The 25,173-nt window shown below is 41.2% G+C and carries 19 protein-coding genes, 1 rRNA gene and 1 pseudogene; 2 read left to right on the top strand and 19 right to left on the bottom strand.

All coding sequences use genetic code 11. From position 1 onward, the window contains the following. Positions 1–19 precede the first annotated feature (19 nt). The 10 genes from NLX82_RS24705 to NLX82_RS24660 all read right to left on the bottom strand — a co-directional run bounded on the left by NLX82_RS24705 (position 20) and on the right by NLX82_RS24660 (position 12,614). Positions 20–1,123 (bottom strand): TolC family protein, encoded by a 1,104-nt coding sequence (locus NLX82_RS24705; RefSeq protein WP_076160463.1) that lies wholly within the window; start codon positions 1,121–1,123, stop codon positions 20–22. A gap of 209 nt (positions 1,124–1,332) precedes the next feature. Further along, entirely contained in the window at positions 1,333–3,345 is a 2,013-nt protein-coding gene (locus NLX82_RS24700; RefSeq protein WP_068938437.1) for an ABC transporter permease, read from the bottom strand. Further along, positions 3,311–4,090: an ABC transporter ATP-binding protein gene (locus tag NLX82_RS24695; protein WP_023988573.1), complete on the bottom strand. Its 780-nt coding sequence runs from the start codon at positions 4,088–4,090 to the stop codon at positions 3,311–3,313. Before NLX82_RS24695 ends, NLX82_RS24700 begins: the two co-directional genes overlap by 35 nt. Positions 4,091–4,192: 102 nt before the next feature. After that, on the bottom strand, positions 4,193–5,179 hold the full coding sequence (locus NLX82_RS24690; protein WP_068938438.1) for a sensor histidine kinase: 987 nt from the start codon (positions 5,177–5,179) through the stop codon (positions 4,193–4,195). Then, positions 5,176–5,877: a response regulator transcription factor gene (locus NLX82_RS24685; RefSeq protein WP_023988571.1), complete on the bottom strand. Its 702-nt coding sequence runs from the start codon at positions 5,875–5,877 to the stop codon at positions 5,176–5,178. Before NLX82_RS24685 ends, NLX82_RS24690 begins: the two co-directional genes overlap by 4 nt. 489 nt (positions 5,878–6,366) lie before the next feature. Then, positions 6,367–7,209, bottom strand: a complete 843-nt coding sequence (locus NLX82_RS24680; protein ID WP_254349208.1) for a carbohydrate ABC transporter permease — start codon at positions 7,207–7,209, stop codon at positions 6,367–6,369. A gap of 28 nt (positions 7,210–7,237) precedes the next feature. Then, positions 7,238–8,116 carry a carbohydrate ABC transporter permease gene (locus tag NLX82_RS24675; protein ID WP_053325421.1) on the bottom strand — a complete coding sequence of 293 codons (879 nt, stop codon included), beginning with the start codon at positions 8,114–8,116 and terminating at the stop codon, positions 7,238–7,240. Between the two features lie 94 nt (positions 8,117–8,210). Beyond that, a complete protein-coding gene (locus NLX82_RS24670) occupies positions 8,211–9,512 on the bottom strand; it encodes an ABC transporter substrate-binding protein (RefSeq protein WP_068938439.1) in 1,302 nt (433 codons plus the stop codon). 197 nt (positions 9,513–9,709) lie between these two features. After that, the gene (locus NLX82_RS24665; RefSeq protein WP_028541314.1) at positions 9,710–10,813 is read right to left on the bottom strand and encodes a response regulator transcription factor; all 1,104 of its coding nucleotides are present in this window, start codon (positions 10,811–10,813) and stop codon (positions 9,710–9,712) included. Further along, entirely contained in the window at positions 10,806–12,614 is a 1,809-nt protein-coding gene (locus tag NLX82_RS24660) for a cache domain-containing sensor histidine kinase (protein ID WP_028541315.1), read from the bottom strand. The genes NLX82_RS24665 and NLX82_RS24660 overlap by 8 nt, the downstream gene beginning before the upstream one ends. A gap of 177 nt (positions 12,615–12,791) precedes the next feature. Between NLX82_RS24660 and NLX82_RS24655 the strand changes: the two genes are divergently transcribed. Both NLX82_RS24655 and NLX82_RS24650 read left to right on the top strand, forming a co-directional pair. Beyond that, complete coding sequence (locus NLX82_RS24655) at positions 12,792–13,778, top strand: LacI family DNA-binding transcriptional regulator (RefSeq protein WP_025723649.1); 987 nt, start codon at positions 12,792–12,794, stop codon at positions 13,776–13,778. An 82-nt stretch (positions 13,779–13,860) separates the two neighbouring features. Next, positions 13,861–16,137, top strand: coding sequence for an alpha-galactosidase (locus tag NLX82_RS24650; protein ID WP_068938440.1), 2,277 nt, complete (start codon positions 13,861–13,863; stop codon positions 16,135–16,137). Between the two features lie 122 nt (positions 16,138–16,259). Here NLX82_RS24650 and NLX82_RS24645 read toward each other — a convergent pair. The 9 genes and pseudogenes from NLX82_RS24645 to rrf all read right to left on the bottom strand — a co-directional run. Continuing rightward, positions 16,260–16,725: pseudogene (locus NLX82_RS24645) on the bottom strand (GNAT family N-acetyltransferase). Beyond that, complete coding sequence (locus tag NLX82_RS24640) at positions 16,722–17,447, bottom strand: YjjG family noncanonical pyrimidine nucleotidase (protein WP_068938441.1); 726 nt, start codon at positions 17,445–17,447, stop codon at positions 16,722–16,724. The pseudogene NLX82_RS24645 and the gene NLX82_RS24640 overlap by 4 nt, the downstream one beginning before the upstream one ends. A gap of 517 nt (positions 17,448–17,964) precedes the next feature. After that, positions 17,965–19,437, bottom strand: a complete 1,473-nt coding sequence (locus NLX82_RS24635) for a glycoside hydrolase family 1 protein (protein ID WP_196773805.1) — start codon at positions 19,435–19,437, stop codon at positions 17,965–17,967. A gap of 104 nt (positions 19,438–19,541) precedes the next feature. Beyond that, on the bottom strand, positions 19,542–20,834 hold the full coding sequence (gene celB / locus NLX82_RS24630) for a PTS cellobiose transporter subunit IIC (protein WP_075154195.1): 1,293 nt from the start codon (positions 20,832–20,834) through the stop codon (positions 19,542–19,544). Between the two features lie 69 nt (positions 20,835–20,903). Next, positions 20,904–21,218 (bottom strand): PTS sugar transporter subunit IIA, encoded by a 315-nt coding sequence (locus NLX82_RS24625; protein ID WP_023988561.1) that lies wholly within the window; start codon positions 21,216–21,218, stop codon positions 20,904–20,906. 58 nt (positions 21,219–21,276) lie between these two features. Continuing rightward, positions 21,277–21,594, bottom strand: coding sequence for a PTS sugar transporter subunit IIB (locus NLX82_RS24620; protein ID WP_023988560.1), 318 nt, complete (start codon positions 21,592–21,594; stop codon positions 21,277–21,279). A 133-nt stretch (positions 21,595–21,727) separates the two neighbouring features. Beyond that, positions 21,728–23,650, bottom strand: a complete 1,923-nt coding sequence (locus NLX82_RS24615; RefSeq protein WP_254349207.1) for a BglG family transcription antiterminator — start codon at positions 23,648–23,650, stop codon at positions 21,728–21,730. Positions 23,651–23,969: 319 nt separating this feature from the next. After that, on the bottom strand, positions 23,970–24,821 hold the full coding sequence (locus tag NLX82_RS24610; RefSeq protein WP_068940542.1) for an alpha/beta fold hydrolase: 852 nt from the start codon (positions 24,819–24,821) through the stop codon (positions 23,970–23,972). Positions 24,822–25,098: 277 nt separating this feature from the next. Continuing rightward, a 5S ribosomal RNA gene (rrf, locus tag NLX82_RS27975) occupies positions 25,099–25,173 on the bottom strand; the annotation flags it as partial.

The raw sequence follows: 25,173 nt of genomic DNA, 5'->3' as shown, positions 1-25,173 counted from the left end.
AATGTATTTTTTCTAAAACCTATACGCTCCACGGTTTGTTTAAAGCATGTTGCAGCAGCGTCATTTGAACAATTAGTTCATCCTTATTCCGTTCAATTTGCTTCACTTTTAACTGATTCGTGGCTACCTCCGTACCTGTAGCAAATCCTCGTTCCTTTTTTTTACGAGATATATCTAATACTTTATTGGCGTTCTGTAGATTACTTTGCATTTGTTCGTATTGTTCATAACTCTGCTGTAAGTTAAAGTACATATTCTTCAGTGTTTCTGCTAATTGATCCTTGGTATTTTCCAATCCGCCTTCCGCTGAGTCTACATCAATCTGTTTAATTTCATAATCGTCAGTTCCCGAGTTCCACGTGTAATATTTAATTTCCATCTTTGCCAGCTTGACTGCCTCCTCCTGTCTCCATACCGAAGGACTCGCCGAGATGGCACGCGTCACAAGCGTATCTAAATTCGTGTTATCCATCTTCCGGTAAACAGCTCGATCCACCAGTTCATACACCGTACCTTGAGGTTGGCCCATTTGCGTATTTAGTGAATCCATCGCTTTTTGCAGTGCAGCCTTTGCAATGTCTACATTCTTTTGAGCCTCTATACGAGTCTGAATAATCGTGCTTTGATCACCTGGAGAAATTTTTCCACGGTTGGCCTTCGCTTCAGCAGCTTTTTCTTCCAGTAGTGCGAGCGAAAGTGCATCCTCACTGCTCTTTACTTTGTTTTCAGCTAGAAGTACGTCATAATAATTCTTCATTGCAGAGTAATCCGCCTGATCTTGGGCAAGTTCGATTTGCTTTTTGGATTCCAAATAAGAAACCGTCGATGAGGCATACCCTTTCCAGGCTGAACTACTAGCCGCGTCCTCTTCACCGTTGCCCGCACCTGCTGGGATGAAATCCAGATTCTTACCTGCATTTTTTAGGTTAATCCGGTTACGATCTATCGCTTGCTGAGCCTCCTTCAAGCTAAAGCTATTAGATCGTGCCCATTGCTGTGCTTGACTCAGTGTTATTTTCACACTTGCATTGGAAACCTGCTGCCGCTCTGCATGAACAAAGGACTCTGAAAATGAACTGGCCGATAAGGCCAACAACAATAAAATGAACATACGTTTTTTCATAGAACCCCCCTCTTTCTAAGTTTCATTAAGTCTAATAAATACGTTGTTATATGAATTTTGATTCTTCCTCTTCATTACAATTTCTTTGCACAACTCTCCATCAAGGATGTCATGAATTGAGAACTGCATCTTCTATCATCCGTGCAGATTCCAGAAGGGAGGTATAATCCTGCCCTCCTGCTATTCTTTCACACACGGCTTATCGCTCTTTACAGCATCTTTAAATCCAATTGACGAAGGTACAGGAAACGTACAATAAGAAAGGAAAAGAATTGGATTGCCCAAAAGCAAAGCATAATCTGAATAAGCGTAAGATGAAAGGGTGCTACATTTATTCCAGATGGTTCTGACATAAATAAACAAAGCACTACTCCTACGGATGATACGACTAATGGCAGAAGAAATAGGAAAGCAATTTGTCTGGATGCAGCTCGTCTCATTTCCCTTGAGTTTAATCCGATTTTCGATAAAGCTCGGTATATTTCCTCATCCCGTTGAAGATCTACATACAATCTGAAATACAACAGACTTACAGTGCTTGCCAACATAATAATGGCGATAAATCCGCCAATAAATTCACTAATATTCAGATCCATCTCCGATGTCAAATAATCCACTGCTCTAGAGTTAAGTACCCCTTTATTCACCTTGTTGGCCAACACGGAATACAACCATATCTCCTGTTGAGTTTCAGAAGTTTCTAATGAAAGTTGACCATTCTTCCATTTTGGCACAAAATAATAAACAGATTTGTATGCTAATGGAACATTGAAGTACCGTTGTTCAACTAAATGGTCGTAAGTTCGATCTGAAACAACAAGTAACCTTCCTAGTTCAGAGATGATGTTTTCAACAAACTTTATGCTGTGGTCTATCTTCTGAGTATCCATAATCTGAATATTCATAATCTGAGATTTTCCTTGATTATAAGTTAGCTTTTTTTCAAAAAAGGTTTTCTGTTCTTCTAAAGACATTCCATTAGAATCAAAAATGAAAAAGCCTTGATGATCCCGAAGTGCGGCTGTCTGTTTTAGTTCCTTAAACCTGGAAGTAAGAGCTTCATAGTTGGATTGTTTCATCACAGGTGCGAACTGTTCACGAAAGGGAAAGATCAGTATTTCACTTTTCGAATAATCTACCCCAGCCGTATAAAGATTTTGGTCAATCTCTTTTTCAAGCTCTCTAGAACTTACTACATCAGAAGAAAGTGCAAATGAATAAGATTGCTCCCTTAGAAATCTTTTTTGCTGCTGCATGGAGTCAAAAGTTGACGCTGCTCCTACACAGGAAATGATAGAAATTAAGGTAATCAATGAAAACAGCCCGGCATTATTCCTAATTTTGTATGTGATCTCAGATAACCATAACAAACGTGTTCCGCTCCAAGACCATTTCCTGTTAGCTCTAAGCAGTTGAATGAATAGTACACATAATTGAGTATAAAATAAGTAAGTACCAATAAACCCCATTACAATTGTGTATTTAAATGTGTCTCCAACCGAATAGTGCAATATATAAAAAGAAAGAGTCCCTAAACGATACGGTGCCAGATAAATGTATGGTGGAAAATCAAGCTTCATTAAATATACAGCCGCTCCTATTAACACTATCGCAAGAAAGGAAAGACTCCATGAAGCTTTTAATTCCTTTTTGAGCTGTGGAACCTTGTTAAAAAGCTGCTGTAATTTAAAATGGCGTATGAAGAAAACAGACACAAGTGAGATCAATATAAACAAAAACATAAAGCCAATTCCTGTGAAAGCCAGTGCTTTCCAAGGAAAATAAAACGTTAAATACATTCCTATGACATTGGAGCCCAAAAGCAGAAAGAATTTCGCTGAAATAAATCCTCCGATAATCCCGGTAACCAAGGATAAAAAACCTATAATTAGATTTTCATATGCGACCAAAAAATATATTTGTCTGTGATGTGTCCCTAAAATGGTCAATATACCCAATTCTTTCTTACGTGCAGCTACAAAGATATGGTTTGTGTATAATACGAAAAAAAAGGAAAATACAAAAATCAACAGATCAGCAACTTGTAATCCTTTTTTTACATTAGCTGCTGTGATTGCATTTGAGACATCCGGGTGAAAAATAAATATCGCATATACGAAAAAAATCGAAATCATCAATGAGCTGCTTAAATAATAAGGTACATAAGCACGTACATTGCGTTTGAGATTATTCCATGCTAACAGACGAAAGCTCATGTGCATGTCTACTTCCCCCCAAAAAGGAGAGCATATCTATGATTTCCTGAAAAAATATTTGCTGACTATGACTACGGTGGATTTCATTATATAACTCACCATCTTTTATAAAAATTACCCGATCACAATAACTGGCTTCCATTGCACCGTGTGTTACCAGCACGATTGTGGAATAATCTACACGGTGGATAAGTCCCAGCATTTCCATCACAACACGTGAAGACTTGGAATCGAGATTTCCAGTGGGTTCATCTGCGAGCAGGAGTGAAGGAGAGTGAATAATAGCCCTACCAATGGCTGCCCGTTGCTTTTGTCCCCCTGACACCTCATAAGGCCGTTTATCCAAAACATCAAAAATATCCAGTTTCTTCGCTACCTCTTCCAGTTTAAGCTCCATTTCCTTTAATCCTTTTTTATTCAGCATCAGAGGAAACAGTATGTTCTCTCCCAAAGTGAGGGTTTCCAGCAAATTAAAGTCCTGAAATACAAGTCCCAGCTCTTTGCGACGAAATAAAGCCAGCTTATCCTTCTTGAGCTGATTTAAATTTTCACCTTTAATGCAAACCTCGCCAGAAGTCGGCATATCAATGGTCGAAATCATGTTTAATAATGTGGTCTTCCCACTACCAGACGGCCCCATAATACCAACAAACTCACCTTGTTTGATCGTTAAATGGATGTTGTTAAGGGCTCGGTAGGGAACCTTGCCATAGTATATTTTGGTGACTTGATCCATTCGTACAATCTCCATAATTCATTCCTTTCCTTTTCCTATGTTATGATCATAATCCATCCAGACAAAGTGAAGCGATCGATTAACATTACAAAAACCTTAAATGTGTTGTAAGGTTTCTCATTTGTGAATTGAAAACAGGATTTGAACCGTTGTCCCTTCACCAACCGTCGATTTCAGTTGAATATCATGATTCAGTCTTTTGCAGATTTCAGACACCAAATAGAGTCCCATCCCGGTTGATTCACGATACTTCCGCCCATTTTCACCTGTATAATATGCCTCAAATACCCGTTCTACGTCTTTTTTAGGGATACCAATCCCCTCATCCTGTACTTCCAACACAATGACATGCTCTCTTACGTCAGACATTAGTTTCAGATTGTGGGCATGACCTGAAGAGTATTTCACGGCATTGGTCACCAATTGGTTAATTATGAATCTTAGCCACTTGGCATCGGTAATCACACTCAACTGCTCGTCCACTTCATTGGAAGGATAAATTTCGTTGCGAATCAATAATCTTTTGTTATCATAAATCACATCACTAACCAGTTTTCGTAATACAACAGGCTCCACATGAAAGTCAGGTTCAAAGGATTCCAATCGTGACATATACAAAATCATGTCCAGTCCTTTTCCCATTCGATCAATCTCATCGTGAATCTGATCCGATTCGGGATCTATTTTTCCTTTAAGGATTAAATGAATAACAGAAAGAGGAGTTTTCATCTGGTGAACCCACTGATTGATAAACGTAATATGATCGCGCTGCTGATGCTCTAACTGATGAATTCGGGACTGATACAATCGATAATATTGTAAAAGCAAATGTTGCAAAGAAGAGGCTAACGGATTAAGTACCTTCATCTGAATAAGCTCATCTAAATCTCTAATGTTTGCAGTGGATAATATGCGATATAAACCAGAGTACATGACATACTGGAAGAGCAAATAAACCAGCAATATGGAGGCCCCAAAAAAGACGGAATACAGGGCCGTCGACCAGTTACGGTAACCATCCATCCAATAGATACTTAACACAAGAAAAAGTTGGATGATATTAAAAATCACCAGCGAAAAATGGTCACGCCAAAAAAGCTTCACCGTTCTTCCTCCTCACTCAAGTGAAGCCGATAGCCAGCCCCTCTAACCGTCTCTATGATATCCCCTAGTCCCAGCTCACTCAGCTTTTTGCGGACCCGAGTGACATAAACATTCAGTGTGTTTTCGCCCACATATTGGTGATCATCCCATAAAGCCTCTAAGAGATGAACTCTACCCACAACCTGCTTAGGATACGTCATCAATAGCTCTAGCAGTGCTGCTTCCTTCTGGCTAATTTCTACCTGCTTGTCATGGAATACAAGTTCCATAATATCGGGATATAGCGTCAAATCTGCCACTTTTAAGGAACGTGATTTTGGGGCAACAGCATAAGAGCCATAGGCACGTCGCAGATTGCTTTCTACTTTGGCTAACAGTACTTCGGGATAAAATGGTTTCGTAATGTAATCATCTGCTCCGTTTTGCAAAGCAATGACCTGATCCATTTTATCATCGCGTGCAGAAACAAAAAGGATGGGGCATGTAGACTGAGTCCGTATTTGCCTGCACCAATAAAATCCATCAAAGCGAGGTAGATTCACATCAAGTAGTACCAAATCAGGCTTTACCTCTTGAAAGATAGCCAGAACTTGATCAAAATTTGAAACGTTAATCCCTTGATAACCATATTTCTCAAGATAAGATTGGAGCAAGGAACTGATTTGAGGATCATCCTCTACTATTAATATCTTTTGCATCGTGTTTTCTACCTTCTTAGTGCTTGAATTTTTAACAACTGATTTCTCTATATAATGCCTTTATTCGATCGTTCAAGCAATAACAACAATCTAACCCCCTTGGTTGTAGATTTAGGAGGTTTTCATGGTGGTGTATATTGAATCCCGAATAATATGCATGGTGCCGAGCACCAGAGTGATTAACAATATAATTATAATAACAATAACGGTGACTGTTATAATGGTTCTTTTAGGAATTTTTAATGTTTCATTGAAACTTTGCTTTGGATCTTTCAAAATCTGCTCACTTCTTTCCTTGCCTAGCTGTTTACCAGCATAACAGCTTCTACATAATGAACAACAGTTGAAACTTACAAAAACCTTTATTTTGTTGTAAGGTTTCTGATTAGCCACAAACCATCGTCAGATTAAACTAGCGTATGTACATAACAAAAATGCCCGGCTAGAGAATCTTTTTTCTGATTCTCAAACCTGGGCAGTTTATCCTTTCTATCCTTTTACAGCGGAACCCACCGTCATTGCCCGCTCCACTTGTTCACTCAAGAACAGATAGACTAGTACCATCGGTAGGGAAGCGATAGTCATAACAGCTCCCATGGCCCCCCAATCCGTGCTGTAGGAGCCCTGGAAGAAAAGCAAGCCTAGCGGCAAGGTCTTCATATTCTCATCAGAAATCAGAATATAGGCCAAAGTGAACTCATTCCAGTTGTTCAAGAACTGAAAAATGGCTACAGTCGCAATTGCAGGCACTGCAAGCGGCATAATGATTTTTAGGAACAGTCTATAAATATTAGCTCCATCCATACATGCCGCCTCTTCAATCTCCTTAGGAATTCCTGCCAGGAACCCATAGAAAATCATTGACGAGAAAGGAAGGCCAATTGCGATATAAGGAAGAATAAGAGCTCCATACGTATTCGTAAGATGAAAATCGCGAACCAGAATCGCCAGCGGTATCATAATAACCTGTAGCGGCATAAACATTCCTATGATCATATAAGTTCGGACAGCAGAACGAAACCTCCATCTCATGCGAGCCACTGCAAAGGCAAACATCAGTGCCAATAAAAGGATGAACAGAGTCGAAATCGTTGATACGACCAGACTGTTTAGAAAGTAACGAGGAATATTAAATTGCGTCCAAGCATTGATGTAATTTTCGTAACGAAAATGCGTTGGTAGTCCGAATGGGTTGGTAACAAAGATCTCATCATTGTTCTTCAACGAGTAGGAAACCATCCAGAACAACGGATAAATCGAAACAATCACATACAACCACAGCGGTATCTGCAGGACAGCTTGTCTGAACTTGCTCACAGCGGTTTTACTCATTTCGTTCTCCTTTTCAATACGCACCTCATCAGGCGGTTTGTCCGCGATCGAACAGCTTATTGATAACTAAAGTTGCCAGCAGCGAGATCAGTACAAGCAGCACAGATACAGCACACGCATAGCCATAGTTGCTCTCCATAAAAGCATAGCGGTAAATCATGAATGTCATTGTATAATTTGTAGTACCAGGTCCCCCGTTAGTCATAATCAGCATCTGCACAAAGGCGCCTATCCCAGAGGTAATCGCGATAATAAAGCAGAATTTGTACGTTTCCCTCATCAGAGGAAGTGTAACATGCAGATGCGCTCTCCATTTGCTGCAACCGTCAATCGTGGCGGCTTCAAAATAGTCCTCAGGTACTGACTTAACCCCTGCATATAGCAGCGCGAATTGATACCCCATAAACTGCCAGGCATTAACGAAGGCGATGGCAATAATTGATGCTGTCGGGGAGCTCAGCCAATTTTGCTGATACGGGATATTCAAAAGATCGAACAGCCGGTTGATCAGTCCGTTGGTCGGGTCGTAAATGGCGATCCACAGCTGGCACACCACAGTTACCGACAGAACAACCGGAATAAAATAAGCCGTTTTCAGTATTTTCCGCCCGCGTGTACGCGGGTCTGCACAAATCAGCGCCAATAGCGTTCCCAGTCCAATCTGAAAGACCACCAGTACAATTGCAAATATCAATCCGTTCTTAAGCGAAGTGGAAAGTAAAGGATCGGAAAAGAGCTCCCGGTAATTACTCAATCCCGAAAAGATCGGCGTACTAAGGCCATCCCACTCATAAAAGCTACGAAGAACGGTCTGCAGAACAGGATAAATCAGGATCACACTGTACAGGATCAAAGCAGGGAGCAGAAACAGTGCCAGCGCCGGTTTGTTCCCCAAATATTTATTCATGTGTTGCTTCCACCCCTTATTTTCGGGACGGCTCCCCCCAGCGACTTATGTCGCCAGAGGTTGCTTGTCCCTGGATTATCAGTTTTCTTTCTCCTCAGTTTTCTTTCTCCAATGTACTGTTCAGATTGTTCACAAAACCCTCTACCAAAAAGTTGTCCACCATCAGATTCTGGGTATTGTCATTGATTGTGTTCTGAATTTTGGTATTGCTCAGAAGCTGAGCATATTCCTTGGCGTTTGGCAGCAACTCTTTGGCGACTCGCTGCATCATTGCTGGAACAGTGGAGGCGATTTGCTTATCCACTTTCGGCGAAACGATAGGACTTCCGAGTTGGGTATATTTGTACTCGGCTGACTTTGTCGCAAGGAATGCTGCTACCTTTACGGCAGTTTCCTTGTTCTCGCTACTCGACGATACTGCGTAACCCTGTGGCGAGCCTGCACCGTCGATAAAATATTTGGACTTCTCGTAGGTTGCTTCATCCTTTGCTGGCCAGTACATCCAGTCGACCTGGTCGCCCAGCTTTTCCTGTGAACTGTAAATTTCCCATTGTCCGTTCACAAACATGGCAGCCTTTCCCTGATAGAACAGGGACGATGCCTGATCATAATTGGTGTTCGTGGCATTTGCGTCGAACAATCCGGCTTGCTGCAATTGCTTCATCTGCTGTGCTGCCGTTACAAACGCTTCTGGCAATGCTTTTACACCTTTCTGATCAAGTGCTCCGAATCCTTGCGGCTGCTCTCTTGTGACCAGCCCATTATAAAAAGCAGTCGTAATCCACTTTTCCTTGGCAAAGATCGACATGGGCACATAACCTGCAGCTTTCAACTTTTTAGCTGCTTCGCCCATTTGATCAATCGTCCTAATCGGCGTTTCGATCCCCGCCTTCTCAAAAATCGACTTGTTGTAATAGATAAGCTGGAATTCAATGCCTGTATCCGGATAAGCGTACACATGATTATCTGGAGCTACTAAACGAGATTCAACACCCGGATTAAGATTCTCCTTGAATTTAGCCGTTGTCTCATAGTTGTCCAGCACCTCGACATTTTTGGATTTTGCTAAAGTTTGCAGAGTTGGCCAATCCGTGAAATAAATATCCGGCATGTTTCCTGTCGCTGCATAAGTCTTCAGCTTCTGGTACCCGTCCTGAACGGCAGGATCCAGTTCAATCTCAACGTTTGGCATGTCCTTTTTGAGTTCTTCCACCGCATAATCGAACGGCTTGGTGGTATCGGCGTCAAAATGCTGCGCATATACCTTCAATTTGATCTTTGTGTCTCCCGTCCCGCCCTGGGAGGAAGCTGATTTATCTCCACCACAAGCGACCAATCCAATAGACATGGTGAGCACTAGCAAAGCTGCACCCCAACTTCTGTAAGTTTTTTTCATTTGTTTAATCCCCCTTATGCAGTGTGTTTTATGTTTGCGCTTTCATTTTCATAACTACAGTATACTCCCGCTTCTTTTCTTGATTAAGGAATAAAACGGGCATAATCAGTAAAAAACGGGACAAATAGAGCAGCGGTTCTCCATATAGGAAAACCGCCAGGCTTAAATCGATGTTGTTCTGCCTCGCAGGACAAGAGCTACCTTTTTTGGAGTTGCTCATATTCAGTCGGTGTCATGCCAAAGCGTTTCTTGAAGCATTTGCTGAAATAATTGGGGTCACTGTATCCAACACTTTCAGCGATTTCCGCCAACTTCCGATTTCTGTTCAGTAAGAGCTCCTTAGCCTTCTTCATCCGAATATGTGTAATATGATCCACTATGGAGAAGCCGGACTCCTTGCGGAAGACGCGCCGCAGATAGCTGGGATCGACGAAAACCCCACACGAAACCTGCTCAGCAGACAACTCTGTGTCTGCATAATGCTCCTCGATATAGGTGATCGCCGCAGCAAAAAGATTGGAAGCCTTCGTAGAGTGCATATTCTCCATCAATTGGATCAGCCTGCGGTACAAAGCGAGCATCCATCCTTCAGCAGCCTCCCAGGAATCTAACTCCCGAAGCCGGTCATAAGGAGACTTGTTCAAACCTTCATCCCATAGCCGATCATAAGGAATGCCGCGTTCACTTGCAAAGGAAAGTGCTAGAGATACGATTCCCATAAGCATCGCGTCCGCGTATTCGTCCCCCCACTTATATATACTAAGCTGCTGGATTGCCTTACGGACTTCCTCTAACGTTTCACTGTCTTTCAATCGAAGGTCTAGCACGACTGCATCACGCAGATGGCCCAAATCAGGCATACTTGCTCTGCCGTGCAACGCTTCGCTACCATGACCCCACTCGGTACTTTCGCTCTCCTGCAGAAACACCGGTAGTTTCGGCTTAATACGTTCCAACATCGAGAGCATTTCTTCTGCATTGAACGGCTTCAACAAATAATCCTGCACTCCGGTTCGAACCGCCTTCTGTAGGTATTCAAATTCGTTATGTCCAGATATGAATACAATAACGATGCGTTCGAACTTGACTTTCAACCTCTCGGCTAATTCAATTCCATCAATGAAGGGCATATTGATATCTACGAGGGCGAGATGCGGCTGATGCCGCTCGGCTTCTTGAAGTGCTTCCTGTCCGTTCCTTGCTTCGCAGCAAACCCGAAAGCCATGACTTTCCCAATCTATCTTTATACGCAGAAAGTCTCGGAACAGCGGCTCATCATCGACAATCATCACTTTATACATCTTGGTGTTCACTCCCCTTTGGCAGCATCGGCAACGACAGGTCAACAGTTGTTCCCTCCGCGAGAATACTTTGAACGGATATCCCATACTCCTCGCCAAAATACAGACTCAGTCGTTGCTGAACACTGTAGGTACCGATTGATCGTATTCCTTCTTTCGGTAAATGTCTGGACATAATAGTCTGAACTTGGAATTCATCCATCCCCACACCGTTGTCCTCCACCCGAACGATCACCTTATCACCCTGTTTAAAGGCAAAAATACGGATAAAACCTTTTGTTCCTTTCTTCTTAAGACCATGGTAAATCGAATTCTCGACAAGCGGCTGAAGCGAGAGCTTCGGGATAGGTGTACCTGCAAGCTCGGCAGGGATATCCACTTCATAGCGAAACACATCGGGATAACGGATTTGCAAAATCGTCAGGTAATCATCAGTAATCTGAGCTTCCTTTTCTAAAGTAATTAATTCCCGTCCCTTGTTCAGCACCATTCGATAAAAATCTGCTAGCGCTTTTGTAGTATCTCTAGCCTCATCATTACGATCTAACTCATTGAGTGCATAAATGGTATCCAAAGTGTTGTACAGAAAATGCGGTTTAATTTGGGCGCTTATCAGTGCGAGCTCATATTCACGCTTACGGTTCTGTTCCTGCCTTACCTCATCCAGCAGCTCCCGAACTCTTCTTACCATAAAGTTAAACGCTTCAGCAATCGTACCGATCTCATCCTCTGTGCGGACTGTCGTAACCGCTTGCAGGTCACCAGTTACTACTTTTCGCATGGCCCTAGTCAGATGTTCGAGAGGGCTAACGACCATTTTGGATAGAAAGCTAGCGCCCAGCCAGGAAAAAACAAGGCACAATATGCCGATTAAGAGCGACAATCTAACATTTTGCCGGACATCAGCCGTAAGCAGGCTAAGAGATACGATATTGACCAACTTCCAATCCATCCGGGTATAATCAGTGACCGTTACCAGATTGCCCTCATCCTCGAATGAGCACGTTCCTTGGGATGCATTAGGCGCACAACGTTGGATGGCCTCACCTAGCTGTGGATTCACCGGATTCATCAGCATCTCATTGTCTTCTGCCACCGCCACGCGCATTCCGTTATCTAAAAAATAATAAGATTTGGGCGCATCCGGATCGCTGGAACGGAAGTAATCGGCCAAACCTTCTTCCTTCACTAACAGAAAAAGGGTTCCGTAGGGTTCGCCCGTGTCTATATTAATGACCGTCTTCCCCAACGTCAAAACCGGAGAGTTCGGATCTGGTGTTAGGAAATCCCTCTTCTCCATATCAAACCAGAGTGCCTGTCCATAACTTTCAGATTCCCTTACCCGCTTAAGCATGCTATAGATCTTGCGATCATCCCCGCTTTCGGTATAAGAGGCGAAAATTGTCCCTTCATTATCAATAAATACAGCGGCATCCACCTCACGAAAGATTGACAAATCAATGGATAGGCGGCTCTGCATCAAGTTTCCAAACTGAATAGACTCCATCGCAGTACCAGGTTTGGCACCGTATGAATCATACATCCGGTTAATATTCGTCACCATAATATTGGCCGCTGTTTCCACACTGCTGAATATGTAATCGGTCCGAGACAAGATAAGCTGAGACTCATCGACCACGTTGCTGGTGGTTCGGTCTATCAAAGAACGGCTGAAAAGCTGGTTGGACAACAGTCCAAGAGTAAGCAGAGAAACAATAATTAGCGGAAGAAATACCGTTATAACCTTGCTTTTAAAGCGAAGTCGACCAAACCACTTACGAGCTAGTGACAGAATATTCAACTAGGACCCCTCCGTCATCAAGAGAATATTCATCATGTTAACACAAACAATCTCTACAGTAGTAGATCAAAAATAATGTTAAAAAAATTCAACCGTCCATCTTGAAAGTGCTTTAAAGATGTGTTAGGATAAAGTCGATTTTTAGTAAAATTATTAACTAAAAAGGTGTGAGCTCTTTTGGCAACCATTAAAGACATTGCCCGCGAAGCGGGTGTGTCTGCCGCAACCGTTTCAAGGGTTTTAAATAACGATCTGTCACTGTCCGTAAGCCCAGACACCAAAAGCAGAATTTTTTTGGTTGCCGAGCAACTCGGGTATAAGCCTACCCGGCTGAGGCAATTAAAGCAGAATACGGAACGTGCCGGGAAAACCGTCTCCCTCCTGCTATGGTGTTCTATTGAGGAGGAAAGAGACGATCCGTATTACGCCTCGATCCGCCGTGGAATCGAACTGCGCTGTGAAGAGCTTGGACTGACGTTGGGCCAGACCTTGCGAGGCCGCTCATCCATCGGCACCCTGCAGAAGGCGGACGGTCTGATTGTTGTGGGCGGCGTTGATCCTGAAGAGGTATTCAAACTTCATCCTGACAAGAACACCATTGTCCTTGTCGACCAGTACCATGAACAGCTGGAGTATGATTCTGTACGACTTCATTTCCGGCAAGCTGTTGATCAGGCACTCGGACATCTACTTGAGCTTGGCCACCGACAAATCGGATTTATCGGCGGTAAGAGCGACGGTGAGCGAAGAGCGCATTATTTTGAACGATTCATGCGGGAACAGGGGTTGTACAATCCTCAATTCGTCCGTATAGGTGCCTGGAGTACCGCGGATGGTTATCTCATGATGAACGAGCTTCTAACCCAACAGGAACGACCGACGGCCTGCTTCGCTGCAAGCGATCCGCTCGCTATTGGTGCCCTCCGCGCCCTTCATGGACATGGAGTCAAGGTACCAGAGGATATGGCTGTTGTCGGCTTCGACGACATTGAGATGGCAGCCTTCGTGCAGCCTCCGCTAACCACCGTCCGTGCCTATCCTGAACAGATGGGAAAGGCTGCCGTGCAACTGCTCTCTGAACGGTTTGAGGGGCGTGAACCACCTGCGTATAGCGTGATCGGGACTAAGCTTGTCATTCGGGAGAGTTCATGCAAAAAAGGCTAAAATCAGTACTTGAGAGTCTTATTGTCATTGATCAGTATCCTTACGTAAAACAATAATGATAACCCCCTAAGGAGTGAATATCATGAACATTCATGTTAACGAGGCGCTTGGTTTGTTTCATTTGCAGTCCAAGGATTGCAGCTATATTATCCAGCTTGTAGAAGGATATCCCGCACATGTCTATTGGGGAGCTCAACTTCATCATGACCAAAGTCTCGCAAGTATATTGGAGCTTAGGGAGCGTTGCTCCTTCTCTCCCACTCCCGTTTCTTCCAGCCGTACAATTTCTTTGGACACGCTTCCACAGGAATACCCCCAGTATGGAACAAGCGACTTTCGTCAACCAGCTTACCAGGTTGCACTTGCGGACGGGACTCGGACTACGGAGCTGAAATATAGTGGTTACCGTATTGAACCGGGTAAACCAAAGCTCGAGGGACTTCCTTCCGTCTATACCGAATCGGATGATGAAGCCACAACCCTCTTTTTGATCCTTGAAGATCCATACTCTGGGCTTAAGACTACACTGCTCTATACTGTATTTGCGAATCACAGTGCCATTGCGAGGTCTACTCTTTTTGAACAAAAGGGAAGCGCTACCATGAATATTGAACACGCCATGAGCGCCTCAGTCGACTTCGCCGATTCCAACTACCAAGCTCTCTACTTACCTGGAGCCTGGGTTCGGGAAAGACATATCCAACGACGCGATCTCGGACCCGGCTCCCTTCGACTCGAGAGCCGAAGGGGTTCCAGCAGTCACCAAATGAATCCATTTCTGGCATTGCTTCGTCCTGATGCGACTGAAGACCGTGGGGATGTGTACGGTTTCAGTCTAATCTACAGCAGCAACTTCGTCGCACAGGCGGAAGTAGAGCAGTTCAATCAGACTCGTGTAAGTATCGGAATCAATCCCTTTGACTTCTCCTGGCGGCTTGAGCCGGGTCAGTCATTCCAGACTCCTGAAGCCGTATTGGTCTTTTCCGAAGAAGGTCTTGGGGGCATGTCACGCACCTATCACCGACTCTATCGCACACGCCTGTGCCGGGGGACTTACCGTGACAAAGAGCGTCCTATTCTCGTGAACAATTGGGAAGCCACGTATTTCGACTTCGACGCCGATAAAATCGAAGCAATTGCCAAGGAAGCAGGCCCCCTTGGAATTGAGCTCTTTGTTCTAGATGATGGTTGGTTTGGTAAGCGCGACAACGACGACAATTCGCTTGGGGACTGGTTTGAAGATCGCCGAAAGCTGCCTGGCGGCCTTGCCGACCTGGCCAAACGGGTTAATGAACAAGGATTACAGTTTGGCTTGTGGGTTGAGCCGGAAATGGTATCACCTGATAGTGAATTGTATCGTAACCATCCCGACTGGTGCCTGCATGCGGAAGGTCGGCGGCGGACGGAAGGCCGATCCCAACTGGTGCTCGATCTCTCCCGCAAGGAAGTATGCGACTACTTGTACGAGACGCTTAGCTCCGTATTCTCGATCGCTCCGATTACTTATGTCAAGTGGGACATGAACCGTAATATGACGGAGATTGCTTCGGCTACAGCTCCTAGCGAGCGACAAAAGGAAACTGCGCACCGTTATATGCTCGGACTTTACGATCTTCTGGAACGTCTGACTTCCCAGTTCCCGGACATCTTGTTCGAAAGCTGTTCCGGAGGCGGTGGACGATTCGATCCAGGAATGCTCTACTATATGCCGCAGACATGGACCAGTGACGATACTGATGCCATTGAAAGATTGGCTATCCAGTATGGCACAAGCATCGTGTATCCGGCCAGTACCATGGGCGCACACGTATCGAATGTACCGAATCACCAGGTGGGGCGAATCACCTCCCTCGCTATACGCGGCGACGTGGCAATGAGCGGGAATTTTGGCTACGAACTTGACCTAACTGCCTTTACAAATGAAGAAAAGGAGCTCGCTGCCAAACAAATCGCCCAGTATAAGGAAATTCGTTCCCTTGTACAGCAAGGAGATATGTATCGACTCCTTAGTCCATTTGAGGGCCGAGGCGACACGGCCTGGATGTTCGTTAGCGAGGACCAGTCCGAAGCTTTTGTCGCTTACTTCCGTGTACTAGCTGAACCGAATGGGCCCATCCGGCGACTAACTCTAAAAGGACTTGACCCAGATAAAAAGTATATAATCGAACACGGAGCGACGGGCAACACTGCAGTCCATACGGGTAATACCTTAGTGGAAGATGACGGTTCCCCCTTCCGCGTAGCATTTGATGGAGAAATTTTCGGAGGTGACCGCCTAATGAGAATTGGGCTTGTGGTCTCCGATCTCACTGGAGATTTCGCCAGCTCTACCTTCCGCCTTAAAGCTGTCTCCTGCTAATCATGGACCAGCCAGTGACGATAAAAAAATTAAAACAAGGCAGGCCGATTTTCCGGCCTGCCTTGTTTTATAACTTTGGTCCTTGTAGATTAAAGACACACAAGAGATTGCCAAGCAATTGATCATTTAATAGCATCCTTGACTTTGATTCTCCATATCATATGATCAGAGCCTGCTCCCCAATAATCTTTTAATAAATAATCAGGAGTTCCAAATTTCTTTTTCCATATTTTCTGCGCAATACGATATCTACTATCTGTAGTCAGGGTGAACAAGTACAGTTCCTACCTCGCACAAATTTTTAAATGTAGCATTGGTAGATTTACTTATTAGTTCACTTACTGGTCCATATTCAATAGAACCTATTATATGATTCCCATCTACAGCGATTAAGAAGTATCGTTGTTCACCGTGACTCTCAAAGTCACGTTCCAAATATACCCTCTTAGTCTCAATTTCCTCATCTATGTCTTCCAGCATATGACCAATGCCTTCTTTAGTAAACGTGTCTATAATCACAATTCTAAACAATTCATTTATCTTTTCGATGTCCTTAATTTCCGGCCTTCTGATTTCGACATTATTCATCTAATTTCAGCCGATGTACGTTTCAGTACGAGACGCTTTGAAAGTACACGATTCGATAACTCCATCAGGCTTTTTATTTCATAAGTGGGTTGAATGCCAGACACGTTTGTTTTCCCAGCAGGGTTGAACCAGCAGGTATCGATTCCGTATTGGTTCCCTCCTTGAATATCCGAGGTCAAAGAATCACCGACCATGAGAACCTTACTTTTATCTGAAATGGCTAGCTTAGTAAATGCATAATCGAAAATACCAGCTTGTGGCTTTTGGCAACCCACTTCCTCTGAAATAATTACCTGCTCAAATACATCACGCAGCGGTGAAAGCTGAATTCTGGAGGTTTGCACCTCTTTGATTCCATTCGTAATGATCGCCAAACGACAATCAGACAGCATATCACATAATTCAACCGCTCCGTCCATCAAAAAAGCACCTTCACCCAAATAACGTAAATATGCAGCACTAAAGGCATCTGGATTGAAGTCTAGATCATAAACAGTAAATAATCGCTTAAACCGTTCCACACGCAGTTGCGCTGAGGTAATGTGTCCTTCCTCTGCCTCTCGCCACAACGCGCCGTTGATTTCATCGTAACTGGATTTATACTCCGTGGCCCCTTGCGGCAATCCAAATTGGGTAAACGTATTATGTAGCGCATGACTTTCTGCCTTTTTAAAATCAAACAGCGTATCATCGACATCAAATAAAATAATTTCGTATTTCATAACGACCTCCGTATCATTGCTTTACTAAATTGTTCAGTTCTATGAGTCTTAGAGTTGTTTCTGATAGGGCATAAAAAACGGGAATTAGACTATCAATGTAACATGATCTCCCGGTTATTATACAGATCATAGTTAAGCCGTCAAGTCACAGACAACCAGGATGAAGTAATATTACCCAACAGTTTATTTACATTGTTTGTTTTATCAGATAAATCGAGATCGTATCTTTCTTCTAATATTTTGTCAATCTTGTTTATTGTTTATCATCTTCTATATGTTTTTGATTTTCTGGCTGTCCTAATTGAAATTAAAAGATTACCGTTGGAACCTATGATAACAATATTTCGCTAAAGTTGGATATTGGTGACGAACATGAACTGATTGACGATTTGAGCTAGTGAGAAGCGCATGCGTTTTGCCAAGCCGCTGACATATCGATTTATAAAAAGAGGAGAATGCTTCCTCAAGCTGCCCCTGATGAGACAAGCCTATAGGTAACCATTCTCCTTTTAAAAATTTAGTCTAATTGTTCTCCATTCGTAGCAATAACATTTTTATACCAATAAAATGATTTTTTCTTTATGCGACGTTTTGTACCTCTGCCCATATCGTCCTGATCTACATAAATATATCCATAGCGTTTTGACATTTGATTAGTTCCGGCGCTAATCATATCGATACAGCCCCAGCTCGTGTAGCCAAATACATCTACACCATCTGCAATTGCTTCTTTTACTTGTTTAATATGTTCTTTTAAATAAGAAATACGATAATCATCCTCAATTTTATCGCCCTCCTCTAATACATCTAAAGCGCCATATCCATTTTCAGCAACAAATAATGGTTTTTGATAAAGATCATACAATTGGTTTAAAGCAGTTCGTAGACCTTTAGGGTCAACCTGCCATCCCCAATCACTTGTTGGCAAATAAGGATTTTTAACTCCTCCTGTAAGTAGATTTCCTACCGCTCCTTCGATTCTTTCTGGATGTGCACTGACTGCGCTAGACATATAGTAGCTAAAGGACACGTAATCAACCGGATAATCTCTCATAATTTGTTCATCTTCGGGTTCTGTTTCCAGTACTACATTCTTTTCTGCAAGCATTTTAGCTGTGTAAGCAGGATAATAGCCTCTTGCCTGAACATCTGTAAAGAACAATGAGGTACGCTGTTTATCTACTGTAGCTTGAACATCATCTGGATCACAGCTATAAGGAACAAGCAACTGATAACTAACCATGCATCCTACCATTGCTTTAGGATTACTCTCTTTGCATGCTTTGGTTGCAAGAGCACTTGCTACAAATTGATGATGAGCGCCTTGAAATTTTGCTTGTTCAATATTAGGGTGATTTTCCTCAATAACCCCTAGACTTACATATGGGTGATGGGTCACACAGTTAATTTCATTAAAAGTCATCCAATATTTCACTTTGTTTTTATATCTGTCAAATACAGTTGAAGCAACACGAACAAAGAAATCTATTAGTTTACGATTCACCCAGCCACCATACTTTGTTGAAAGGTGTAGTGGCATTTCATAATGAGATAAAGAAACAACAGGCTCTATTCCATACTTATTCAGTTCATCAAAAACACGATCATAAAACGACAATCCTTCCTCATTGGGTACTAACTCATCACCATTCGGAAAAATACGAGTCCAAGCAATTGACATGCGATAAGCTTTAAAGCCCATTTCTGCAAATAATGCGATATCTTCTTTATAATGATGATAAAAGTCTATCCCATGTCTTTTGGGATAATATTTTTTACTTGCAGGATCTTGAGCTTCTTCTATTTGCTTATGAGTCATTAAATGCCACTGATCTGACCATTGCTCTTTCGGCATCTTTTCATCAAACGTATATACATCAGCCAGAGAAAGTCCCTTGCCGCCAACATCACTTGCTCCTTCTAGTTGATTTGCAGCCGTTGCTCCACCCCACAAAAAATCTTCTGGAAATTTTGTTTTCATTTGAAACATGATAACCCTCCTATTAGTACATAGATCCTATGTCAACAAACTATTATTTTTATGAACAGAAATGCATTAAGAAACTCTAACAGGCTTTAATTGATGATCTCATCTTAGCTTGCAAGCGCCTTCTGTTCTTCTTTATATTTCTGATTGTCCATGATCTTAAAGAACGGGAAGTAAATAACAAAGGATACAGCAAACAAAATAAGCTGTAAGACGATCCCCGAGACACTGCCAGTCATCAGATATCCGCCTATAAGTATTGGCATTGTCCCAGGAGGCAACACACCAATGGGGCTCGCTACCCATCCATAATACATAGATAGATAGGTTATCAACACGCTAATAACTGGTGTTATAAGAAACGGAATCAAAATGATTGGGTTTAATACGATTGGCATACCGAAGATTAACGGTTCATTGATATTAAATAGTCCGGGTCCAATGGCTAGTCGTCCCATTTGCTTCAATTGTTTACTCTTAGAAAAGAAAAACATTGCGAGCACAAGACCAAGTGTTGCACCGGATCCACCGATAAAGATAAGATATCTAAATTCTGCCGTAACAATATTATCGACGGGTAATCCTGCTGCGTAGGCAGCTGCGTTCTCTGATGTCAACTGTAACCAGATAGGTAACATGACAGAACCTACAATTGTAGAACCATGTAACCCAATCGCCCATAACAAATTGATTAATAAGAATACAAAGATTGTACCAACTAGGCTTGTACCAACATTGGTTAAAGGTTGTTGTAGAAGTTTTGCGACGATATTGTGAACGTTTTCAAAATGAGTAAAGTTTTCAACAAGTAAACGTATAACCCATACACTCACGATGACAATAAAACCTGGAATAATTGCTGTAAAGGATTTTGCAACAGTGGGCGGAACTCCATCTGGCATTTTGATAACAATATTCTTTTGAACGACCCTACGGTAAATTTCTGTCGAGAATATTGCAATAAGCAATCCTACGAATAAGCCTTGACTCGAAAAGTAATTAACATTCATTGCTGTTGTGACCACTTTATCTACCGTAAAAGTTGTATTAGGCGTGACAACAAAATACGAACATAATGCTACAGCCCCTGAAGCAAGTGGGTCCACTTTATAACTCTCAGCTAGCCTATATCCGACAGCAAAGGTAGCAATTAATGCGACCAGATTAAATGTACCATTGTAAGGATAAAGTAAGGTTGCTTTGATATCTGGATGAGCTTTTAAGAAGTTTATATAAGCTGGAATTGGCAGATTTGCTAAGATTAGAAACACGGAACCGATAATAATAAATGGGATTGTTAGAACCATTGCATCGCGAAGTACTTGTAAATGCCGTTGACCAGCAATTTTGCCTGCAATTGGCATTACCTTTTCTTCTAAAAACTCAGTTATTTTACCCATAACATCGTGTCCTCTCCCGAAGATGTAATTTCTTGTAGCGATGCCACTTCTATTTGGCTTGAACAATCTCTATTTTGAACGCTTATATAGCTCGATCATTTCTGTAACAAGCAGTGAAATGGTTTCTACACTCATGAGTTGGTCTTCTGCATGCATTAATATCAGTGAGAAATCAAGTTGCTCTCCATTTGCTTCTCTTTTTACTAATGAAGAATGCGCTCTATGTCCTTCTCTAAAAAATTGCTTTGACTCTTCTAACTTTCCTTCTGCTAATTGAAATTCTCCTTCTTTTGCCGCATAAAGTGCCTCAATTACTAAGCTTTTAGCTGTACCTACGTTACTAATAATGTTAAACGCCACCGTATAGTATTCTTCTTTTACCATAACTTCTCCCCTCTTATCTTTTATTGTTTAGTAACAAATTCTTAATTCAAATCCTTTGTTATTTGCTTTTTATTAACTGTAATGCATCTTCTAACACTTTTTCACCGTTCATCATACCGTAATGTTGCATATTAATAGCTTCAATAAAAATATTTTTATCTGCCAATTTAGTTTCTAATTGCTTTTTCAAATATTTCACCTGAGGCCCTAATAATATGACGTCTACATTTCTCTCTTTCAAAGTAAATTCAATTTCAGAAGCCGATTTGGCAAAAATATCTACTTTTATGCCTTTTTCCTCAGCTGTTTTTTGCATTTTCGTTACTAATAAACTTGTACTCATTCCTGCTGCACATACTAACATAATTGTATTCATAATCTTTTCCCCCTTAAATTCCTTCATTTACTGAACAACTTAAGTTTACAATTAAATCGCTTTCTTTTTAACCGAACCTTTTTCCAAAAACAATAGGAAACGTTTGTGGTGTAAAAAACGGCTCCTTGTTGTTTCAGTTTAGTAACTGCATGATTTCTTCCACGGAGTCTTTGGCAAGAATTCGTTGGACGATCTCCTTATTCTCTATACGCGAACCGAGTTTCTTATACATGTTTTCTAAATCGACATTGTTTCCTTCTTTAATGTTTAACAAACAAATCAACTGTACCATTTGCTTATCATTCCATCGAATTGGGCGTTTTAACGTACATATGGTCCAGAAAGTTTCTGTCGTAACGGGAAGAGTCGGATGTGGAATGGCTACTAGATTACCAAAACTTGTTGGAGCCAATGCCTCCCTTTCTAATACTAAAGATACATAATCATCAGGTACAAGACCTTGTTTAACCAACTTACTACTTAAAAAATGAATAACGCTTTCCTTTGTTGTTAATTCTTTTTTCACAAACACCCGGGATGGATCAAGATAAGTATGAGCTTCTCTTTGCTGTTCTGAAGAGGATAAGAGGTTCCTGATTCGATTTAGATCCTTATCATCTAAAAAGGTATTTACTACATAGACGGGTATCCCTATATCCTCTTTGATCGGAACTGTACTGATTATAAAATCTATAGAGGATAAATCGGCTTCTGCTAATTTATAATAACTGATTGTATTTACAATTTGTAACTTATTTTCAAATGAATTAATTAATCGATAATACAGTAATTTTGCGCTTCCGACACCTGAAGCACATACAATAATCACTTTTTTTATCTTGTTGTTTTTATTTTTCATTCTTTCTAAAGCAACTCCAATGTGTAAAGCTATAAAAGCTACCTCATGTTCTCCAACTTCTAAATTCAAAAAATTATTAATACACTTGCTGGCTATAAGAGCTCCTTCAAATGCCGCTGGATAACTTGCTTTAATTTCATTTAATAAGGGGTTTCTAATATTCATTTTGTACCTAAGTCTGTTCATTGCAGGCCTAATGTGAAGTGTGAGTGCTTGAATGAATTCAACGTCATGATTGAAATCCCAATTTAATTCTTTCTGTAATTTATTCAGAATACAACTCACAATGGATCCGACTTCATCCAACTTACTGTACTCTGACAAACTTTCTTTTGGAAGCAATTTAGTACCTACCAAATGGGTAATAACATAATTGATCTCCGAATCAGGAAATAGCAATCCTGTAATGTCTTCTATTTCTTTGACAATTTCATGGGCCACTATTTCTTCGAAAGGGTAGTCTTTTTGTAAATATACCGACAGATTATCAATTAAAAATCCCTCTTCGATTCTCTTACAAGCAATAATTAAATGAATAGCAAGGTTTTCTAAAGAAATATCTGATATTTCAATTTTGTATTTGTTTACTTTTTCGATTATTACTTCTTTAATTTTCTTGTATTCCTTTTTATCAAATAAAGGAAAGTCCTCATGAGATTGATTGAAGTTTTCTTCTCTTTTGTATAAATAATTTGATAAACATGTTCGTTTCATAAATTCATCACCCTCTATATACAAGCCGTAGTGGGGGCGATTTACTAAATTCAGGTTGTACTTTTCCAGTATTTTTCGCACTTCTTTTAAATCGTTTTGTATTGTAGATTTAGATACAAACATTTCTTCTTCAATAGTCACTAATTTTATATATCTATTTTCTAACAAGAAACGGCTCAACAAATAAATAACTCGGTTATCTTGTTCAGAAAAGTCAATTGTAGAATGACTGAGTTTATCATTAGTTAAGTCATTGAAATTTTGATTAAACAAATCTTTATCGGTAATTTTTATGTCGTATCCTTTTCCCCTAATCAATTCTAAATTTAGACCCATTGGAGCAGACTTAATTTGTATATACTTCAAATCATTACGTATGGTTCGATCACTAACATTTAATTCTTTAGAAATCCATGCAGCAGTAACAGGATGATTTGAACTAATTAAGTATAAGAGTATTTCTTTTTGCCGTTTTGAAAACAATCTTATCCCTCTTTCTTTAAACTTACTTATTAAATTTAAGTCATGGAAATGACAGACGGAGTGTCATTTAGAATTCACAGTATTACTAATTTTATTCTCTGTCAAACAAACTCACCGAACATGGCAGTGACATCCGAAGAAAACACTCGATATAAGCTCTGTTTGGGCGCAGCATGAAGTCAATTGCTAATGACCTTATTAAACGTAATTACAAGTTTCGTCAACTCCATGTTATACGCCTTTCCTAAGCTCAGTTATGATCTTTGTTAACATCAAAAAAGTCGACTCCTTATTAAATAGGAATCGACCGTTTAAAATCCTAGTGATCTTCATTAATCCATTTGGCTAATGTTTGATCAAAACAATGAGGTTCTTCAAACATCGGGTTATGCCCACTATATTCAAAAATCACTTTTTTCACGTTCTCGTAGGTGTCATCGACCCTATCCCATAATGAAACAGGTGCAACCAAATAATCATACCTTCCCAAACCAATAAATACGGGTTTATGGATATCCGCCAGGGATTGTATCAAATTCATGTTACCGAAAGCTTCTCCCCATAAATAATCAATGATAGGCATGTTCGTGTACACATCATTCCACGTGTAAGCCGCATCATAGGCATAATCATAAAAGCTTTGGGCTCCCATTCGTATACACATGTGAACAAATCTTCCATCATGGTCTCTTTTGATATCTTCCTCTAATAAAACAATGTCCTTTTCAAAACGTTCCTTTCTTTCTGGACTGGCCGTTTCATAAAAGAATGAAGCGCTTTGCCGCTGTCTTTCCTGGCTGTTCGTAGGTGCTGAATTTAAAAGCACCACTTTTTGAACATAGTCCGGGTATTGTTTAGCATATTCCAAAGCCATAAAGGCATGCCCGGAATGTCCTAATATGATAAATTCGTTTAGGTGAAGGCATTGTCTTGCTGTTTCTATATCATTAATAACTTTATCCAAAGTATAGTCTTCTAGTTTTAAAGCTCGAGTCGGTTTTGCAAATCCTCTATGATCCAGAAAAATAAACTGAAACTTTTTATATAAATGGTCTGAAAATAAGCGAGGATAATATACACTACTGCCGATCACCAATATCGGCCTTCCGTTACCTGTTATAGCATATTTCAGCTCAAATCCATCACTAATAACTGTTTGATAAGTGCTCATTTATAATCTCCTTTTCTTTTTTAAATCACTCCCTTTCCTTTGTGTAATTCCCTTGTATTCTCCATAGAACGTTCCAACACTTCAACTCACCTCAGAAAGTACATTTATTTTTATGAGAAAAGTTTAACATGTTTTTTTCAAAAACAAAACTGGTTTACTCTTGTCTTACTTGTCTTTACTTATGGGATTCATACTTCATTTTTGACAAGCACATCTTTTTGGAAACAAAAAAACCGCGATAATCGCGGTTTTTTATGTAGAGGTCATACTTTTATTTGCTTGGCGACGTCCTACTCTCCCAGGACCCTGCGGTCCAAGTACCATCGGCGCTGGAGGGCTTAACGGTCGTGTT

Source organism: Paenibacillus sp. A3M_27_13 (assembly GCF_024213315.1).
GTDB classification, from domain to species: domain Bacteria; phylum Bacillota; class Bacilli; order Paenibacillales; family Paenibacillaceae; genus Paenibacillus; species Paenibacillus polymyxa_B.
The sequence above is the reverse complement of the archived record's forward strand: the minus strand, read 5'-3'. Positions and strand labels throughout refer to the sequence as shown.

Bases quoted from the DNA above. Each gene is read 5' to 3' on its own strand.
- NLX82_RS24700 (WP_068938437.1), bottom strand. From the start codon at position 3,345: ATGCACATGAGCTTTCGTCTGTTAGCATGGAATAATCTCAAACGCAAT.
- NLX82_RS24635 (WP_196773805.1), bottom strand. From the start codon at position 19,437: ATGTTTCAAATGAAAACAAAATTTCCAGAAGATTTTTTGTGGGGTGGA.
- NLX82_RS24665 (WP_028541314.1), bottom strand. From the start codon at position 10,813: ATGTATAAAGTGATGATTGTCGATGATGAGCCGCTGTTCCGAGACTTT.
- NLX82_RS24695 (WP_023988573.1), bottom strand. From the start codon at position 4,090: ATGGAGATTGTACGAATGGATCAAGTCACCAAAATATACTATGGCAAG.
- NLX82_RS24685 (WP_023988571.1), bottom strand. From the start codon at position 5,877: ATGCAAAAGATATTAATAGTAGAGGATGATCCTCAAATCAGTTCCTTG.
- celB (WP_075154195.1), bottom strand. From the start codon at position 20,834: ATGGGTAAAATAACTGAGTTTTTAGAAGAAAAGGTAATGCCAATTGCA.
- NLX82_RS24610 (WP_068940542.1), bottom strand. From the start codon at position 24,821: ATGAGCACTTATCAAACAGTTATTAGTGATGGATTTGAGCTGAAATAT.
- NLX82_RS24670 (WP_068938439.1), bottom strand. From the start codon at position 9,512: ATGAAAAAAACTTACAGAAGTTGGGGTGCAGCTTTGCTAGTGCTCACC.
- NLX82_RS24620 (WP_023988560.1), bottom strand. From the start codon at position 21,594: ATGAATACAATTATGTTAGTATGTGCAGCAGGAATGAGTACAAGTTTA.
- NLX82_RS24625 (WP_023988561.1), bottom strand. From the start codon at position 21,218: ATGGTAAAAGAAGAATACTATACGGTGGCGTTTAACATTATTAGTAAC.
- NLX82_RS24680 (WP_254349208.1), bottom strand. From the start codon at position 7,209: ATGAGTAAAACCGCTGTGAGCAAGTTCAGACAAGCTGTCCTGCAGATA.
- NLX82_RS24705 (WP_076160463.1), bottom strand. From the start codon at position 1,123: ATGAAAAAACGTATGTTCATTTTATTGTTGTTGGCCTTATCGGCCAGT.
- NLX82_RS24650 (WP_068938440.1), top strand. From the start codon at position 13,861: ATGAACATTCATGTTAACGAGGCGCTTGGTTTGTTTCATTTGCAGTCC.
- NLX82_RS24675 (WP_053325421.1), bottom strand. From the start codon at position 8,116: ATGAATAAATATTTGGGGAACAAACCGGCGCTGGCACTGTTTCTGCTC.
- NLX82_RS24640 (WP_068938441.1), bottom strand. From the start codon at position 17,447: ATGAAATACGAAATTATTTTATTTGATGTCGATGATACGCTGTTTGAT.